Here is an 18,649-nt window from a genome sequence, read left to right as displayed (position 1 = left end):
CCGCTGCTCCCTCCGCTGCCGCTCCCACCGCCGCTCCCACCGCCGCTCCCTCCGAGGGTGACCGGTGGCCGTCCGCCGCCCCGGCCGGCCACCGGTCGCCACGGCGCGCCGTCCTGCGGCGCCTCCACTGCCGAACGACATGGGGATCTCATGCCTACCGACGCTGTTGCCATCATTGGTCTGTCCTGCCGGCTCCCCCAGGCCCCGCACCCCCGCGCGTTCTGGGACCTGCTGCGGCGCGGCGCCTCCGGGATCACCGACGCACCGGCCGAGCGGTGGAGCGGCCCCGCCACCGACGGGACACCGGGCCGCGGCGGCTTCCTCGACCGGATCGACACCTTCGACCCGGTCTTCTTCGGGATCTCGCCCCGCGAGGCCACCCTGATGGACCCCCAGCAGCGGCTGATGCTCGAACTCGCCTGGGAGTGCCTGGAGGACGCCGGCGTCGTCCCCGACCGGCTCCGCGCCACCCAGACCAGCGTCTTCGTCGGCGCCATCGCCGCCGACTACGGCACCGTGCTCCAGCGCCACGGGCTGGACGCGATCACCCCGCACACCGTCACCGGCCTCAACCGCGGCATCATCGCCAACCGCGTCTCCTACACGCTCGGCCTGGAGGGCCCCAGCCTCACCGTCGACGCCGCGCAGTCCTCCGCGCTGGTCGCCGTCCACATGGCCTGCGAGAGCCTGCGCAGCGGCGAGTCCGACCTCGCCCTCGCGGGCGGCGTCAACCTCATCATCGCCCCCGAGAGCACCCTCGGCCTGACCAGGTTCGGCGGCCTCTCCCCCGACGGCGTCAGCTACACCTTCGACGCCCGGGCCAACGGCTACGTCCGCGGCGAGGGCGGCGGCGCCGTCCTGCTGAAGCGACTCGACCGCGCGCTCGCCGACGGCGACCACGTGTACGCCGTGATCCGCGGCACCGCCGTCAACAACGACGGCGCCACCGACGGCCTCACCGTGCCCAGCCCGCAGGCCCAGGAGAAGCTGCTGCGCCGCGCCTACCAGCGGGCCGGCGTCGACCCCGGCGAGGTCCAGTACGTCGAACTGCACGGCACCGGCACCCGGGTCGGCGACCCGATCGAGGCCAGGGCGCTCGGCGCGGCCCTCGGCACCGCCCGCCCCGACGGCTCACCGCTGCTGGTCGGCTCCGCCAAGACCAACGTCGGCCACCTGGAGGGCGCGGCCGGCATCGTCGGGCTGCTGAAGGCCGTCCTGGCCATCGAGCACCGGGAGCTGCCGGCCAGCCTCAACTTCGCCGAGCCCAACCCCGACATCGACTTCGCCGGGCTGAACCTCCGCGTGCAGACCGCGCTCGGCCCGTGGCCGGCGGGGACGCTGCGGGCGGGCGTTTCGTCGTTCGGCATGGGCGGCACCAACGCCCACGTCGTCCTGGAGGAGGCGCCGGCCGCCGTCCGGGCGGAGCCCACCGGGCCGGACACCGCCGATGCGGCCGGGCCCGCCGTCCCGGCGGTGTGGCCGCTGTCGGCGAAGTCCGCGCCCGCCCTGCGCGACCAGGCCCGGCATCTGCTGGACTGGCTCTCCCAGCACCCCGAGACGGCGCCCGCCGACGTCGCGCACGCGCTCGCCACCGGGCGGTCGCTCTTCGAGCACCGAGCGGTCGTCCTGCCCGACGGGCGCGAGGACGCGCTGCGCGCCGTCGCCGAGGCCACGCCGCACCCGTCCGCGGTGACGGGCAGCGCGGCGGACGCCGGGAAGCTGGCGTTCCTGTTCACCGGACAGGGGTCGCAACGGGTCGGTATGGGTGAGGAGTTGTACGACGCGTTCCCGGTCTTCGCGGCTGCGTACGACGAGGCCCTGAGCCACTTCGACCCCGGATTGCGGGAGATCGTCGCGTCGAACCCGGACGGCCTGCTCGACACCACCCTGCACACGCAGCCGGCCCTGTTCGCCCTGGAGACGGCGCTGTTCCGGCTGTTGGAGAGCCACGGCCTGGCCCCGGACTACCTCGCCGGACACTCGATCGGTGAGATCGCCGCCGCCCACTGTGCCGGGGTGTTGTCGCTCGCGGACGCCGCGACGCTCGTCAACGCCCGGGCCCGGCTCATGCACGGCACCGGCGAGGGTGCCATGGCGACGCTCCAGGGCACCGAGGCGGACATCCTGCCCCAGCTGAGTGACGGCGTGGTGATCGCGGCCGTCAACTCCGCCGACGCCGTCGTCGTCGCCGGCGACGCCGAGGCCGTCCACGCGCTGGCCGAGTCGTGGAAGGAGCAGGGGCACAAGGCCAAGGTCCTCAACATTCGACACGCCTTCCACTCCCCGCACATGGACCCCGTCCTCGACGAATTCCTGGCCGTCGCCGAGTCATTGACCTACCACCCGGCGAGGATTCCGGTCGTCTCCACCCTCACCGGCGAGATCGGCAACGACCTCACCGAACCCGCCTACTGGGTACGCCAACTCCGCCACGCCGTCCGCTTCCACGACGCCCTCACCACCCTCGGCAGCAACGGCGTCACCACCTACCTCGAACTCGGCCCCGACGCCACCCTCACCACCCTCGCCCGCACCACCCGGCCCGGCACGGTCGCGTCCGCCCTCCTCGTGCCGAACCGCGCCGAGACGCACACCGTCCTCACCGCCCTCGCCACCGCCCACACCCACGGCCACCCCACCACCTGGCCCACCCACGGCGTCCCGGGCAGCCACACCCCCCTCCCCACCTACCCCTTCCAGCGTCGCCGCCACTGGATCGACAGCACCCCGGCCGCCGCGACCGCGCCGATCGCCCCGGAGAGCGCCCGGACCGCCCCCACCACCCCGGCGGAGGCGTCCGAGGAGCCCGCGGACACCACCGAGCTCACCCCCGCGCAGCGCTTGGCCCGGCTCAGCGGAGAGGCGCTGGAGGCCGCACTCCGCGACCTCGTCCTGACACACATGACGATCACCCTCGGCCACGTCACACCGGAGGCGGTCGACACCTCCGGCGCCTTCCGCGAACTGGGCTTCGACTCGGCCCTCTCGCTCGAACTGTGCACCCGGCTCTCCCAGTGGACCGGCCTCCGACTGCCCGCCGGCCTGCTCTACGACCACCCGACCCCGACCGCCCTGATCCGTTACCTCCAGGCCGAGTTGTCCGACGACGTCGCGGCCGCACAGGTCGTCGCGGCGGTCGCGCACGACGAGCCGATCGCCGTCGTCGCGATGGCCTGCCGCTACCCGGGCGGGGCCAACTCCCCCGAGGAACTCTGGCAGTTGGTCGCCGAGGGCCGGGACGCGATCGGCGGCTTCCCCGAGGACCGCGGCTGGGACGTCGACGGCCTCTACGACCCGGACCCCGACCACGCCGGCACGACGTACGCGCGAACGGGCGGATTCCTGTACGAGGCCGCCGAGTTCGACCCGGAGTTCTTCGGCATCTCACCGCGCGAGGCGGCGGCGATGGACCCGCAGCAGCGGCTGCTGCTGGAAACCTCCTGGGAGGCCCTGGAACGCGCCGGGCTGGACCCGGCGGACCTCGGCGGGCACCCGGTCGGCGTCTTCGTCGGCGCCATGTCCCAGGAGTACGGCCCCCGACTGCACGAGCCCGCCAACGGCATGGAGGGCTACCTGCTCACCGGCAGCACCGTGAGCGTGGCCTCCGGCCGGATCTCCTACACCTACGGCTTCGAGGGCCCGGCGGTGACGGTGGACACGGCCTGCTCGTCCTCGCTGGTCGCCCTGCACCTGGCCGCCCAGGCGCTCCGGCAGGGCGAATGCTCGATGGCCCTGGCCGGCGGCGCCGCCGTCATGGCGACACCGGGCATGTTCGTCGAGTTCAGCCGGCAGCGCGGGCTGTCACCCGACGGCCGCTGCAAGGCCTTCGCGGCCTCCGCCGACGGCACCGGCTGGGCGGAGGGCGTCGGCCTCGTGCTGCTGGAGCGCCTCTCCGACGCGCGGCGGAACGGGCACGAAGTCCTGGCCGTGGTCCGCGGCTCCGCGATCAACCAGGACGGCGCCAGCAACGGCCTCACCGCGCCCAACGGCCCCTCCCAGCAGCGCGTCATCCGCCAGGCCCTCGCCAACTCCCGCCTGGACGCGGCCGACGTGGACGCCGTCGAGGCGCACGGCACGGGCACCAAGCTGGGCGACCCGATCGAGGCCCAGGCGCTGCTGGCCACCTACGGCCAGGCCCGGCCGGCCGAACGGCCGCTGCTGCTCGGGTCGTTGAAGTCCAACATCGGACACTCCCAGGCCGCGGCCGGCGTGGGTGGCGTGATCAAGATGGTCATGGCGATGCAGAACGGGCAGCTGCCGCGGACGTTGCACGTCGACGAGCCCACCCCGCACGTGGACTGGGAGGCCGGCGCCGTCGAGCTGCTCCGCGAGAACCGCCCCTGGGAGACCGAGGACGGGCGCCCGCGGCGTGCCGCCGTCTCCTCGTTCGGCATCAGCGGGACCAACGCGCACATCATCCTGGAGGAAGCTCCTGCTGGCGGGGCGGAGGTGGTCGACGACGGGCCTGCGTCGGACCTGCCCGTCATGTGGCCCCTGTCCGCGAAGACCGAGGACGCCCTGCGCGACCAGGCCCGCCGACTGCACACCTGGATCACCGAACACCCCGACACCGACGAACGCGACATCGCCGCAGCCCTCACCCGCAAACCCGAATTCCCCCACCGGGCCACCGTGTTCAACACCGACGCCCTCGCAGCACTCGCCGACGGCCAGCCGCACCCCGACCTCGTCACCGGCACCACCGGCATCCACGGCAAAACCGTGTTCGTCTTCCCCGGCCAGGGCTCCCAATGGCCCGCCATGGGACAACACCTCCTCGCCACCAACCCCGTCTTCGCCCAACACATCACCGCCTGCACCGAAGCCTTCGCCCCCTACACCACCGACTGGAACCTCACCGACCTCCTCACCCACCCCAACCCCCAACTCCTCGAACGCGTCGACATCGTCCAACCCGCCCTCTTCGCCGTCATGACCGGCCTCGCCCAACTCTGGAAACACCACGGCATCACCCCCCACGCCGTCATCGGCCACTCCCAAGGCGAAATAGCCGCCGCCCACACCGCCGGCGCCCTCACCCTCCACGACGCCGCCAAAACCGTCATCCTCCGCGCCCAAGCACTCACCCAACTCACCAACACCGGCGCCATGGCCTCCATCCCCCTCCCCCCCAACGCCCTCGAACCCCACCTCAACAACGACCTCCACATCGCCGCCCACAACTCACCCACCACCACCATCATCAGCGGCACCCCCCACGCCATCGACACCCTCATCACCACCCTCCAAAACCAAGGCACCGACGCCCGCAAAATCCCCGTCACCTACGCCAGCCACTGCCCCCACGTCGAACCCCTCCAACACCAACTCCTCCACGCCCTACGAGACATCACCCCCCAAAACGCCGACACCACCTTCTACTCCACCGTCACCGCCACCCCCCTCAACACCACCCAACTCGACCCCCACTACTGGTACAACAACCTCCGCAACCCCGTACAACTCCACCAAACCCTCACCCAACTCCACACCGACGGCTACCGCCACTACATCGAAATCAGCCCCCACCCCGTCCTCCTCCCCACCATCCACCAAACCCTCGACAACCAACCCACCACCATCCACCCCACCCTCCGCCGCCACCACGGCCACCACTTCCCCCACGCCCTCGCCCACACCCACACCCACGGCCTCACCCCCACCACCAACAACCGCACCACAGGCAACCACCCCACCCTCCCCACCTACCCCTTCCAACACCAGAGCTACTGGCTGCCGACTCCGCGGTCCGTCACCGACCCCGCCCACCTGGGCCTCACCGCCACCGAGCACCCCTTGCTGGCCACCGCTGTCACGGCGGCGGAGGACGGCACCACGCTGTTCACCGGTGTGCTGTCCCGGCAGGCGTACCCCTGGCTGGTCGACCACGCCGTGGCCGGAACGGTGCTGCTGCCGGGCACCGCGTTCGTCGAACTGGCCGTCGCCGCCGGCGACCACGTGGGTGCCGGCGTGCTGGACGACCTGACGCTGGAAGCCCCGCTGGTGGTGCCGGAGAGCGGCACCGTCCGGCTTCAGGTGCAGGTCGGTGTCACGGACGACCGGGGCCGGCGGACGATCGCCGTGCACTCGCGGCCGGACGACGAGAGCCCCTGGACCCGCCACGCCACCGGCGTGCTCGGCGAATCGCCCGCGCAGCCCGTCGAGTTGACCGCCTGGCCGCCCGCCGACGCGGCCGCGGTGAGCACGGCGGAGGCGTACGAGCGACTCGCGCTCCACGGCTACGAGTACGGGCCGGTGTTCCAGGGCCTGCGGGCGCTGTGGCGGCGCGGCGGTGAGCTGTTCGCCGAGGTCGAGCTGCCGGCGGATACCGAGGTCGACGGGTTCGGCCTCCACCCGGCCCTGCTGGACGCCGCCCTGCATCCCGCCGTGCTGGAGCCGCTCGCGGACCTCTCGGCGCCGTCCGGGGAGATCCCGCTGCCCTTCGCCTGGTCGGGCGTCCGGCTGTACGCCACGGGTGCGCGCGAACTGCGGATCGCCCTCACGCCCGCTGCCCCGGGCACGTACGCCCTTGCGGTGGCGGACGGCACGGGCGCACCCGTCGCCTCGGTGGACTCTCTGGTGCTCCGCCCGATCGCGGCGGGCGCGCTCGGTGCCCGCCCGGACGACTTCTTCACCGTCGACTGGCAGCCCGTCCTGCTGCCCACGGACCCCGAGCCGCTCCGCGACTGGGCCCTTCTCCCGGAGGCCCTGGCCACGGACGGGGCCGCGCCCGCGGTGCTGCTCCACCTCCTGCCGGCGCCGTCGGCCGGGCCGGACGGCGACGTCCCGGCGGCTGCCCGCGCGGCCGTGCAGGAGACCCTCGCCCTGGTACAGCGCTGGCTGGCGGAGGAGCGGTTCGCGGACAGCCGGCTGGTCGTGGTGACCAGGCGCGCGGTGTCCGTCCTGGACGGTGAGGACGTGCCCGACCTCGTGCACGCCCCCGTTCACGGCCTGCTGCGCACCGCGCAGACCGAGCACCCGGGCCGGATCGTCCTGCTGGACACGGAGGAGCCCGGGGACGCCGCCGGGACGGTCACCGAGCCGCTGCTGCGCACCGTCGCCGCAGCTCTTGCCGACGGCCGGGAGCCCGAACTCGCCCTGCGCGACGGCCAGGCCCGGGCGCCGCGGCTCGTCCGCGCCCTACCGCTCGAAGCGCCCACCACCACGTCGCCCGCCACCGCATCGCCCGCCCGGGCCTTCGAGCCCGACGGCACTGTCCTGATCACCGGTGCGACCGGCACCCTGGGCCGGCTGCTCGCCCGGCACCTGGTGACCGGGCACGGCGCACGCCACCTGCTGCTCGTCTCCCGCAGCGGACCCGCCGCCACGGGCGCCGCCGAGCTGCGCGCGGAACTGGCCGGGCTGGGCGCCGAAGCCACCCTGGCCGCCTGCGACATCGCCGACCCGGACGCGCTGGCGGCCCTGCTCGCCGGCGTTCCGGCCCCGCACCCGCTCACCGCCGTCTTCCACACGGCCGGAGTCCTCGACGACGCCACCCTCGCCGGGCTCACCCCCGGACAGGTCGACACGGTGCTCCGCCCCAAGCTCGACGGCGCCTGGCACCTTCACCGCCTCGCCGGTGAACTCGATGCGTTCGTCGTCTTCTCGTCCGTCGTCGGCGTCATCGGCGGCGCCGGCCAGGCCAACTACGCGGCCGCCAACGTCTTCCTCGACGCCCTGGCCGCCCACCGCCGCGCCGCCGGCCGCCCCGCCGTGTCGCTCGCCTGGGGCCTGTGGGAGCAGGCCAGCGGCATGACCTCGGCCATGACCGACGCGGACCGCGCCCGGATGGCCCGCACCGGCATCGCCCCGCTGCCCTCCGCGCGCGGCCTCGCCCTGCTGGACGCCGCCCTCGCCGGCCCCCACGCCCTCACCGTGCCCACCCGGGTCGACCTCGGCGCCCTGCGGAAGCTCCCCGACGTCCCGGCCGCGTTCCGGGCCCTCGTCCGGACGCCGGCCCGGCGCGCCGTGGCAGCTGGTCAGGGCGGCGTCACCTGGACCGAGCGCACGGCCGCCCTGCCCGCCGACCGGCGGGCGGAGGCCGTGCTCGACCTCGTCCGCACCCAGGTCGCGACCGTCCTCGGACACGCCACCCCGCAAAGCATCGACGCGGAACGCGCGTTCAAGGAGCTGGGCTTCGACTCGCTGACCGCCGTCGAGCTGCGCAACCGCCTCATCTCCGCGACCGGGCTGCGACTGCCCAGCACGCTCGTCTTCGACCACCCCACCCTCAGCGCCGTCACCGGCCACCTCCTGCGCGAGGTCACCGGCGCCGGGAGCGACGCCGCCGTCACCGTGCACGCCCGCACCGGCCTCGACCAGGACCCGATCGTCATCGTCGGCATGGCCTGCCGGTTCCCCGGCGGGGTGCGCTCGCCGGAGGACCTGTGGCGGCTGGTCGCCGACGGTGTCGACGCCATCGCGCCGTTCCCCACCAACCGTGGCTGGGACCTCGACGACCTCTACGACCCGGACCCCGACAAGGAGGGCAAGGCCTACGCCAAGGAGGGCGGATTCCTCTACGACGTCGCCGACTTCGACGCCGAGTTCTTCGGGATCTCCCCGCGCGAGGCCCTCGCCACCGACCCCCAGCAGCGGCTGCTGCTGGAGACGGCCTGGGAGACCTTCGAGCGGGCCGGCATCGACGCCGCGGCCCTGCGGGGCAGCCGGACGGGCGTGTTCGCCGGCGTCATGTACAACGACTACCGGTGGCGGCTGCGCGACGAGGCCCCCGAGGGCTTCGAGGCGTACCTCGGCAACGGCAGCGCGGGCAGCGTGGCCTCGGGCCGGGTCTCCTACACCTTCGGCTTCGAGGGCCCCGCCGTCACCGTCGACACCGCCTGCTCCTCCTCGCTCGTCGCCCTGCACCTCGCCGCCCAGGCCCTGCGCAACGGCGAATGCGACCTCGCGCTCGCCGGCGGCGTGACCGTGATGGCCACCCCGGCACCGTTCATCGAGTTCAGCCGGCAGCGCGGCCTCGCACTCGACGGCCGCTCCAAGTCGTTCTCCGCGGAGGCCAACGGCGCCGGCTGGGCGGAGGGCGCCGGCCTGCTCCTCGTCGAACGCCTCTCCGACGCCCGCCGCAACGGTCACCACGTCCTCGCCGTCGTCCGCGGCTCCGCCATCAACCAGGACGGCGCCAGCAACGGCCTCACCGCCCCCAACGGCCCCGCGCAGCAACGCATGATCCGCCTGGCGCTGGCGAACGCCGGCCTGACAACGGCCGACGTCGACGCGGTGGAGGCGCACGGCACGGGCACCACGCTCGGGGACCCGATCGAGGCACAGGCGCTGCTCGCCACGTACGGGCAGGACCGTCAGGGCGAACAGCCGCTGTGGCTGGGCTCGTTGAAGTCCAACATCGGCCACGCCCAAGCCGCGGCCGGCGTCGCCGGCATCATCAAGATGGTCATGGCGATGCAGAACGGCGTCCTGCCGAAGACCCTGCACGTCGACGAGCCCACCCCGCACGTCGACTGGGAGGCGGGCGCCGTCGAGCTGTTGACGGAGGCCCAGCCGTGGGAGACCGACGAGGGACGCCCGCGCCGCGCCGGCGTCTCGTCGTTCGGGATCAGCGGCACCAACGCGCACGTCATCCTGGAGGAGCCGCCCGCGGCCGAGGAGACCGCCGAGGCCCGGCAGGAATCCGAACTCCCGGTGCTGTGGCCGCTGTCCGCGAAGTCCGAGGACGCGCTCCGCGACCAGGCCCGGCAGCTGCTGGGCTGGCTCACCGAGCACCCGGACACCGCCGACGCCGACATCGCCCACACCCTCACCGCCGGCCGCTCGCTCTTCGACCACCGGGCCGTCATCCTGCCCGGCGACCGCGCCGAAGCACTGCGCGCACTCGCCGAAGGCACCAGCCACACCGGCGCGGTCACCGGCACCGCCTCGGCGGGCGGCAGGCTCGCCTACCTGTTCACCGGACAGGGATCACAACGCGTCGGCATGGGTCAGGAGCTGTACGCAACGTTCCCCGTCTTCGCCGCCGCGTACGACGAAGCACTGAGCCACTTCGAGCCCGGGTTGCGGGAGATCGTCGCGTCGAACCCGGACGGGCTGCTCGACACCACCCTGCACACCCAGCCCGCCCTGTTCGCCCTGGAGACGGCACTGTTCCGGCTCCTGGAGAGCCACGGCCTCGCCCCCGACTACCTCGCCGGACACTCCATCGGCGAAATCGCCGCCGCCCACTGCGCCGGCATCCTCTCCCTCGCCGACGCCGCCACCCTCGTCAACGCCCGCGCCCGCCTCATGCACAGCACCGGCGAAGGTGCCATGGCCACCCTCCAGGGCACCGAGGCGGACATCCTGCCCCAGCTGAGCGACGGCGTGGTCGTCGCCGCCGTCAACTCCGCCGACGCCGTCGTCATCGCCGGCGACACCCACGCCGTCCACGCACTCGCCGACTCCTGGAAGGAACAGGGGCACAAGGCCAAGATCCTCAACACCCGCCACGCCTTCCACTCCCCCCACATGGACCCGGTCCTCGACGAATTCCTGGCCGTCGCCGCATCGTTGACCTACCACCCGGCGAGGATTCCGGTCGTCTCCACCCTCACCGGCGAGATCGGCAACGACCTCACCGAACCCACCTACTGGGTACGCCAACTCCGCCACGCCGTCCGCTTCCACGACGCCCTCACCACCCTCGGCAGCAACGGCGTCACCACCTACCTCGAACTCGGCCCCGACGCCACCCTCACCACCCTCACCCGCACCACCCACCCCGAAGCCACCGCAACAGCCACCCTCATCCCCAAGCAACAGGAACAGACCACCACCCTCACCGCCCTCACCACCGCCCACACCCACGGCCACGCCACCACCTGGCCCACCCACAGCACCCACAGCACCCCCGCACCCCTCCCCACCTACCCCTTCCAGCACCGCACCTACTGGCTGGAGCCGTCCGCCACCCGCCGGGGCGGGAACGTCGCGGCGGCCGGGCTCGGAACGCAGGTGCACGGGTTGCTGAGCGCGGCCGTGGAGTTGGCCGAGGGCGACGGTGTGGTGTTCACCGGTCTGGTCTCGCTGCGGACGCACCCATGGCTGGCGGACCACGCCGTGCTCGGCACGGCGCTGCTCCCGGGGACGGCCTTCGCCGAACTGGCGCTGCACGCGGGCGATCAGCTCGGGTGCGGCAGCGTCGACGAGCTGACCATCGAGGCTCCGCTCGTCCTGCCCGAGGACGCCGCCGTTCGGCTCCAGGTCTCCGTCGGCGCGCCGGACGACGCGGGCCGCCGTACCCTCGCGGTGCACTCCCGCCCGGACTTCGGGGACGGCGCCGTCTGGCAGCGGCACGCGGTCGGGCAACTGGCCGAGGTGGACGGCTCCGATCCGGCGCCGTTCGTCTGGTCGCCCGCCGGGTCGGCCGTGGACGTGGCGGAGCTGGCGTCGCGGGCGGCGGACGCGGGGCTGGACTACGGACCGGCGTTCCAGGGGCTCACCGCCGCCTGGCAGAACGGCACGGACACCTGGCTCGACGTGACGCTGCCCGAGGACCAGGGGGGCGAGGCGGCCCTGTTCCGCCCGCACCCGGCGCTGCTGGACGCGGCGCTGCGGACGCTGGCACTCGGCGCCGAACCCGGCACCGTACGCCTGCCGTTCAGCTGGTCGGGTGTCCGGCGGCACACGCCTCCCGCCGGCCCGGTGACCGCCCTGCGGGTGCGGCTCACCGAGCGGGGCGAGGACGTGGTGGCCGTGGCGGTCGCCGACGGCGAGGGCGTCCTTCTGCTCGAGGCCGAGGCGCTGACGCTGCGCACGGTCCGCCCCGAACAGCTCACCGGCGGCCGGCTGCCGCTGTACGAGGTGCAGTGGACGGCCCTCCTTCCGTCCGGCACGGACGGCTCGCCCGCGGTCGACGCGACGGAGCACCGGATCGTCGAGGCCCCGATCACCGGCGCCCCCGACGTCACCGGCGCCGCCGACGACCCGGTGGCCGCGACGCACGACGCCGTCGGGTGGCTGCTGGCGCTGCTGCAGGACGGTTCCGGTCCGGACGACGACGAGGCGCCGCTCGTGCTCGTCACCCGCGGCGCGGTCGGCAGCGGCCCGCGCAACGCGCCGCACGCCGCACTGTGGGGCTTCGTCCGCGCCGCTCGGGCCGAACGCCCGGGCCGCTACGTACTCGTGGACACCGACGACGCCGAGTCGTCGCGACTCGCACTCCCCGCGGCGCTGCGGACCGGGGAGCCCGAGCTGGTGATCCGGGACGGCGAGGTCCGCGTGAGCCGCCTGGCGCCCGCCGGGACCGCCGCCGAGGTGCCCGCCTTCGACCCGGACGGCACGGTGCTCCTCACCGGCGCCACCGGTGCGATCGGCCGCGAGGTGGCCCGCCACCTCGTCACCCGGCACGGGGTGCGCCGCCTGCTGCTGGTCGGCCGCCGAGGCGCGGAGGCGCCCGGCGCGCCCGAGCTGGCCGCCGAGCTGACCGGGCTCGGCGCCCGGGTCACCCTCGCCGCGTGCGACGTGACCGACCGCGCGGCCGTGACCGCGCTGCTGGCCGAGCACCCCGTCCGCGCCGTGCTGCACGCGGCCGGCGTCCTGGACGACGGTGTGGTCGCCTCGCTCACCCCGGAGCGGCTGGCCGGGGTGCTGCGCCCGAAGGTGGACGCGGCCTGGCTGCTGCACGAACTCACCGACGGGCTCACCCACTTCGTTCTCTTCTCCTCGGTCGCCGGGGTGCTCGGCAGTGCCGGCCAGGCCGCCTACGCCGCCGCCAACGCCTTCCTCGACGCCCTCGCCGAGCAGCGCGCGGACCAAGGGCTGCCGGCCTCGTCGTTCGCCTGGGGTCTCTGGGACACCGGGACCGGCATGGCGGGGCAGCTCGCCGCCCGCGACCGGGCCCGGCTGGCCCGCGCCGGCCTGGCGCCGATGCCCGTCGACCAGGGCCTCGCCGCCCTCGACGCGCGCCTGGGTGCCACACTCACCACGGCCGCCGCGCTGGACGCGGTGTCGCTGCGCGACCAGGCCGGCAAGGGCCGGCTCCCCGCCCTGCTGAGCGGGCTGTTCCGGGCGCCGCGCCGCCGGACGGGCGCGGCCGCCACCAAGCCCGCGGTGTCGATGCTGGAGCTCGTCCTCGCCACCGCGGCGGACGTGCTCGGCCACCGCGACACCACCGCCATCGCCCCCGAACGGCCGTTCAACGAGCTCGGATTCGACTCGCTCACCGCGGTCGAGCTGCGCAACCGGCTCAGCACCGCCACCGGCCGCCGGCTGCCCACCACCCTGGTCTTCGACCACCCCTCCCCCGCCGCTCTCGCCGCCGAACTGGACGGCGCGCAGGAGGCGGCCGCCGCCCGCACCGCCGCCGCATCGGCCACCACCGGCACCACCACCCGTGCCGTCGACGAGCCGATCGCCATCGTCGGACTCGCCTGCCGCTACCCCGGCGGGGTCCGCTCGCCCGAGGACCTCTGGCAGCTGGTCGCGGGCGGGGTGGACGCCATCGGGGAGTTCCCGGTGGGCCGCGGCTGGTCGGACGACCTGTTCGACCCGGACCCCGAGCACGCCGGCACCAGCTACACCCGCAACGGCGGATTCCTGCACGAGGCCGCCGAGTTCGACGCGGAGTTCTTCGGGATCTCCCCGCGCGAGGCCCTCGCCACCGACCCCCAGCAGCGCCTGCTGCTGGAGACGGCGTGGGAGAGCTTCGAACGCGCCGGCATCGACCCGGCCGCCCTACGCGGCAGCCGGACCGGCGTCTTCACCGGCATCATGTACAGCGACTACGCGTCCCGCCTCCAGCACGCCCCGCGCGACTTCGAGGGCTACCTGAGCAACGGCAGCGCGCCGAGCATCGCCTCGGGCCGGGTGTCCTACACCTTCGGCTTCGAGGGCCCCGCCGTCACCGTCGACACCGCCTGCTCCTCCTCGCTGGTCGCCCTGCACCTCGCCGCCCAGGCCCTGCGCAACGGCGAATGCGACCTCGCCCTCGCCGGCGGCGCCACCGTCATGGCCACCCCGACCACCTTCATCGAGTTCAGCCGCCAACGCGGCCTCGCACCCGACGGCCGCTGCAAGGCCTTCTCCGCCGACGCCGACGGCACCGGCTGGAGCGAAGGCGTCGGCCTCCTCCTCGTCGAACGCCTCTCCGACGCCCGCCGCAACGGCCACCACGTCCTCGCCGTCGTCCGCGGCTCCGCCATCAACCAGGACGGCGCCAGCAACGGCCTCACCGCCCCCAACGGCCCCTCCCAGCAACGCGTCATCCGCGCCGCCCTCGCCAACGCCGGCCTGACGACGTCGGACGTGGACGTGGTCGAGGCGCACGGCACGGGAACCTCGCTCGGCGACCCGATCGAGGCACAGGCCCTGCTCGCCACCTACGGGCAGGACCGTCAGGGCCAACAGCCTTTGTGGCTCGGCTCGTTGAAGTCCAACATCGGCCACACCCAGGCCGCGGCCGGCGTCGGCGGCATCATCAAGATGGTCATGGCGATGCAGCACGGCGAGCTGCCGCGAACGCTGCACGTGAACGAGCCGTCGGCCCACGTCGACTGGACCACAGGGGCAGTCTCCCTCCTCACCGAGGCACGACCGTGGGAAACCGGCGACGGACGCCCGCGCCGGGCTGCCGTCTCGTCGTTCGGCATCAGTGGCACCAACGCGCACGTCGTTCTGGAGCAGCCCCCGGCCGAGGAGGCCGCCACCGCGGTGCCCGTCGAGGCGCCTGAACTGCCTGTCGTCTGGCCGCTGTCCGCGAAGTCGGAGGACGCGCTCCGCGACCAGGCCCGGCAACTGCTGAGCTGGCTCACCGAGCACCCGGACACCGCCGACGCCGACATCGCCCACACACTCACCGCCGGCCGCTCGCTCTTCGACCACCGGGCCGTCATCCTGCCCGGCAACCGCGCCGAAGCCCTCCGCGCACTCGCCGAGGGCACCAGCCACACCGGCGCGGTCACCGGCCGGGCCGGCCAACCCGGAAAGCTCGCCTACCTGTTCACCGGCCAGGGATCACAACGCGTCGGCATGGGCGAGGAGCTGTACGGCGCCTTCCCGGTCTTCGCCGCCGCATACGACGAAGCACTGAGCCACCTCGACCCCGGGTTGCGGGAGATCGTCGCGACCAACCCCGACGGGCTGCTCGACACCACCCTGCACACCCAGCCCGCCCTGTTCGCCCTGGAGACGGCACTGTTCCGGCTCCTGGAGAGCCACGGCCTGGCCCCCGACTACCTCGCCGGACACTCGATCGGTGAGATCGCCGCCGCCCACTGCGCCGGGGTGCTGTCGCTCGCGGACGCCGCGACGCTCGTCACCGCCCGGGCCCGGCTCATGCACAGCACCGGCGAGGGCGCCATGGCGACGCTCCAGGGCACCGAGGCCGACGTCCTTCCCCAGCTGAGTGACGGCGTGGTGATCGCCGCCGTCAACTCCGCCGACGCCGTCGTCATCGCCGGCGACACCCAGACCGTCCACGCACTCGCCGACTCCTGGAAGGGACAGGGACACAAGGCCAAGATCCTCAACACCCACCACGCCTTCCACTCCCCCCACATGGACCCGGTCCTCAACGAATTCCTGTCCGTCGCCGCATCGTTGACCTACCAGGCGCCGACCATCCCGATCATCTCCACCCTCACCGGCGAGATCGGCAACGACCTCACCGACCCCGCGTACTGGGTCAAGCAACTCCGCCACACCGTCCGCTTCCACGACGCCCTCACCACCCTCGGCAGCAACGGCGTCACCACCTACCTCGAACTCGGCCCCGACGCCACCCTCACCACCCTCACCCGCACCACCCACCCCGAAGCCACCGCAACAGCCACCCTCACCCCCAAACACTCCGAAACACACACCGCCCTCACCGCCCTCACCACCGCCCACACCCACGGCCACCGGACCACTTGGCCCACCCACGGCACCCACGCACCCCTCCCCACCTACCCCTTCCAACACCGCACCTACTGGATCGACCTCCCCGAGACCACCGGCTCCGCCGCGGATCTCGGGCTGGACGCGACCGACCACCCGCTGCTCGGTGCTTCGGTGCAGCTGCCGGACGGCGAGGGCGCCGTGTTCACCGGGCGGCTCTCGGTCCGCAGCCACCCGTGGCTGGCCGACCACGCCGTGCACGGGACGGTGCTGGTGCCCGGGACGGCGGTCGCCGAGATGGCCCTGTACGCGGGTGGCCGGCTCGGTTGCGAGCGGCTGGAGGAGCTGGCGCTCCAGGCGCCGTTGACGCTGCCCGAGCAGGGCGGTGCGGTCCGCGTGCAGGTGAGCGTAGGTGCTGCGGGTGCGGACGGGCGGCGATCGGTGACCGTCGAGTCACGCGACGGCGAGGCCGTCACCGTGCTCGCGAAGGGCACAGTCGCCCCGGGCGCCGGCGGGCCGGCGGCCGACCTGGCGGTCTTCCCGCCCGAGGGCGCCGAACCGTTGGACACGGCGGCGCTCCACGCCCGGCTGGCGGCCGCCGGGCTGGAGTACGGCCCGGCCTTCCGCGGCCTGACCGCGGCCTGGCGGCGCGGCGAGGACGTGTTCGCCGAGGCGGTCCTGCCGGAGGTGTCCGGCCCGGACGGGTTCGCCCTCCACCCGGCACTGCTGGACGCGGCCCTGCACCCGATGGCGTTCGCCGAGGACACCCCGGACGGCGAGGTGCGGCTGCCGGCCGGCTGGTCGGACCTGGTGCTGCACGCCACGGACGCCCGGAGGATCCGCGTCCGGCTGACACCGACCGGGCCCGGCACGATCGGGCTGACCGTCGCGGACGCGGAGGGACGTCCGGTGGCCGAGGGTGTGCTCACCGTGCACACCACCCGCCCGGAGCGCCTGGTCGCGCACGCCGCGAGGATCCGGGACAGCCTCTACCAGGTCGACTGGGCCGCGCTGCCCACGCCCGGCGTCCCCGCGCAGGCCGCGGCCGCCGCGGTCACCGTCGCCGACGCGGCGGCGCTGGCCGGGCTCGACCCCGCACCCACGGTGTTCGCGTACTGCCCGGCGCCGACGGACGGCGAGCTGCCCGAGCGGATCGGCGCCGTGCTCGAATGGACGCTGGAGCTGGCGCAGGCATGGCTGCGCGACGAGCGGTTCGCGGACTCGCGGCTGGTGTTCGTCACCGAGGACGCCGCCGGCGAGCGGCCCGGCAACCTCGTGCAGGCCGGCGTCTGGGGCATGATCCGATCGGCGCACGCCGAGAACCCCGGCCGGTTCGCGCTGCTGGACGTGGACGGCACGCCCGAGTCGGCGGCGCTGCTCCCCGTCGCCCCGCTCGACGCGGAGCCGCAGCTCGCGGTGCGCGGCGGTGCGCTGTTCGCGCCGCGGCTCGTGCGGGCAGTGGTCGCGGACCCGGCCGACGACGCGGTACCGGTGTTCTCGCCGGACGACTACGTCCTGATCACCGGCGCCACCGGCGAACTCGGCAAACTCCTCGCCCACCACCTCGTCACCACCCACCACATCAAACGACTCCTCCTCGTCAGCCGCCGCGGCCCCGACGCCCCCGGCGCCACCGAACTCCACCACCAACTCACCACCCTCGGCGCCCACACCACCATCACCGCCTGCGACCTCACCGACCCCCACGCCACCCACCAACTCCTCACCAACCACCCCGTCACCACCATCCTCCACGCCGCCGGCACCCTCGACGACGCCACCATCACCACCCTCACCCCCCAACGCCTCCACACCGTCCTCCAAACCAAAATCACCACCACCCACAACCTCCAACAACACGCCACCCACGCCCACCACCTCATCCTCTTCTCCTCCATCGCCGCCACCATCGGAAGCCCCGGCCAAGCCAACTACGCCGCCGCCAACGCCTACCTCGACGCCCTCGCCACCCACCGCACCACCCACGGCCACCCCACCACCTCCTACGCCTGGGGACTCTGGAACACCCAAGGCGGCATGACGGGCGGCCTCGCCCGGGCCGACCACGCGCGGATGACGCGGATGGGCATCCTGCCCATCGACCCGGCCCTCGGCCTGGAGCTGTTCGATGCGGGCCTGCGGGCCGAGCGCGCCGTCGTCGTCCCGTCCCGCTTCGACCTGGCCGCACTGCGGGACCCGGCGCCGCTGTTCCGCAGCCTGGTGCGCACGCCCCTGCGGCGCGCGGCCGCCGGGAGCGGCAGCGGCGCGGCCGGCGGTCACGCGGACGGCGGCAGCGACGGAACGGCGCTGGCCGACCGGCTCGCCGGGCTCGACCGCGAGGAACGCCGGACCGTGCTGCACGAGCTGGTGCTCACCCACGTGGCGGACGTCCTCGGGCACACCGGCACCCACGCGTTGGACGCCGGACGGGGCCTGCTCGACCAGGGCCTGGACTCGCTCACCGCCGTCGAACTGCGCAACCGCCTCGGCGCGGCCGTCGGCCACCGTCTGCCCAGCACCCTGATCTTCGACCACCCCACCGTGCTCGCCCTGGTCGGCCACCTGGACACCGAGGTGCTGCCCGCACCCCGGGTCGGGCTAGCCGAGTTGGACCGCCTGGAGGAGCTGCTGCTCACCCTCCCGTCGGACGGAGAACAGCACGAGCAGCTCACCCGGCGTCTGCAGGAGGTCCTGGCGAAGGCGGGCTTCGCGCCGGCCGACGCGACCGGCCGGCTGCTGGAGACCGCGTCCGACGACGAGCTCTTCGACTTCATCGACAGCGAGCTCGGCAGCTGACCGGCTCCTCCCCGCACCGGCCGCGTGC

1 protein-coding gene is annotated in these 18,649 nt (G+C 73.9%); it reads left to right on the top strand.

What is annotated here, in order from left to right; translation table 11 throughout:
- Nucleotides 1-150: 150 nt before the first annotated feature.
- Nucleotides 151-18,621 (top strand): SDR family NAD(P)-dependent oxidoreductase, encoded by an 18,471-nt coding sequence (locus OH807_RS31620; RefSeq protein ID WP_406205789.1) that lies wholly within the window; start codon nt 151-153, stop codon nt 18,619-18,621.
- Nucleotides 18,622-18,649: the final 28 nt, after the last annotated feature.

Origin of the sequence: Kitasatospora sp. NBC_01560 (genome assembly GCF_045208415.1) — a bacterium.
In the GTDB taxonomy this organism is placed as follows: Bacteria; Actinomycetota; Actinomycetes; order Streptomycetales; family Streptomycetaceae; genus Kitasatospora.
The sequence above is the reverse complement of the archived record's forward strand: the minus strand, read 5'-3'. Positions and strand labels throughout refer to the sequence as shown.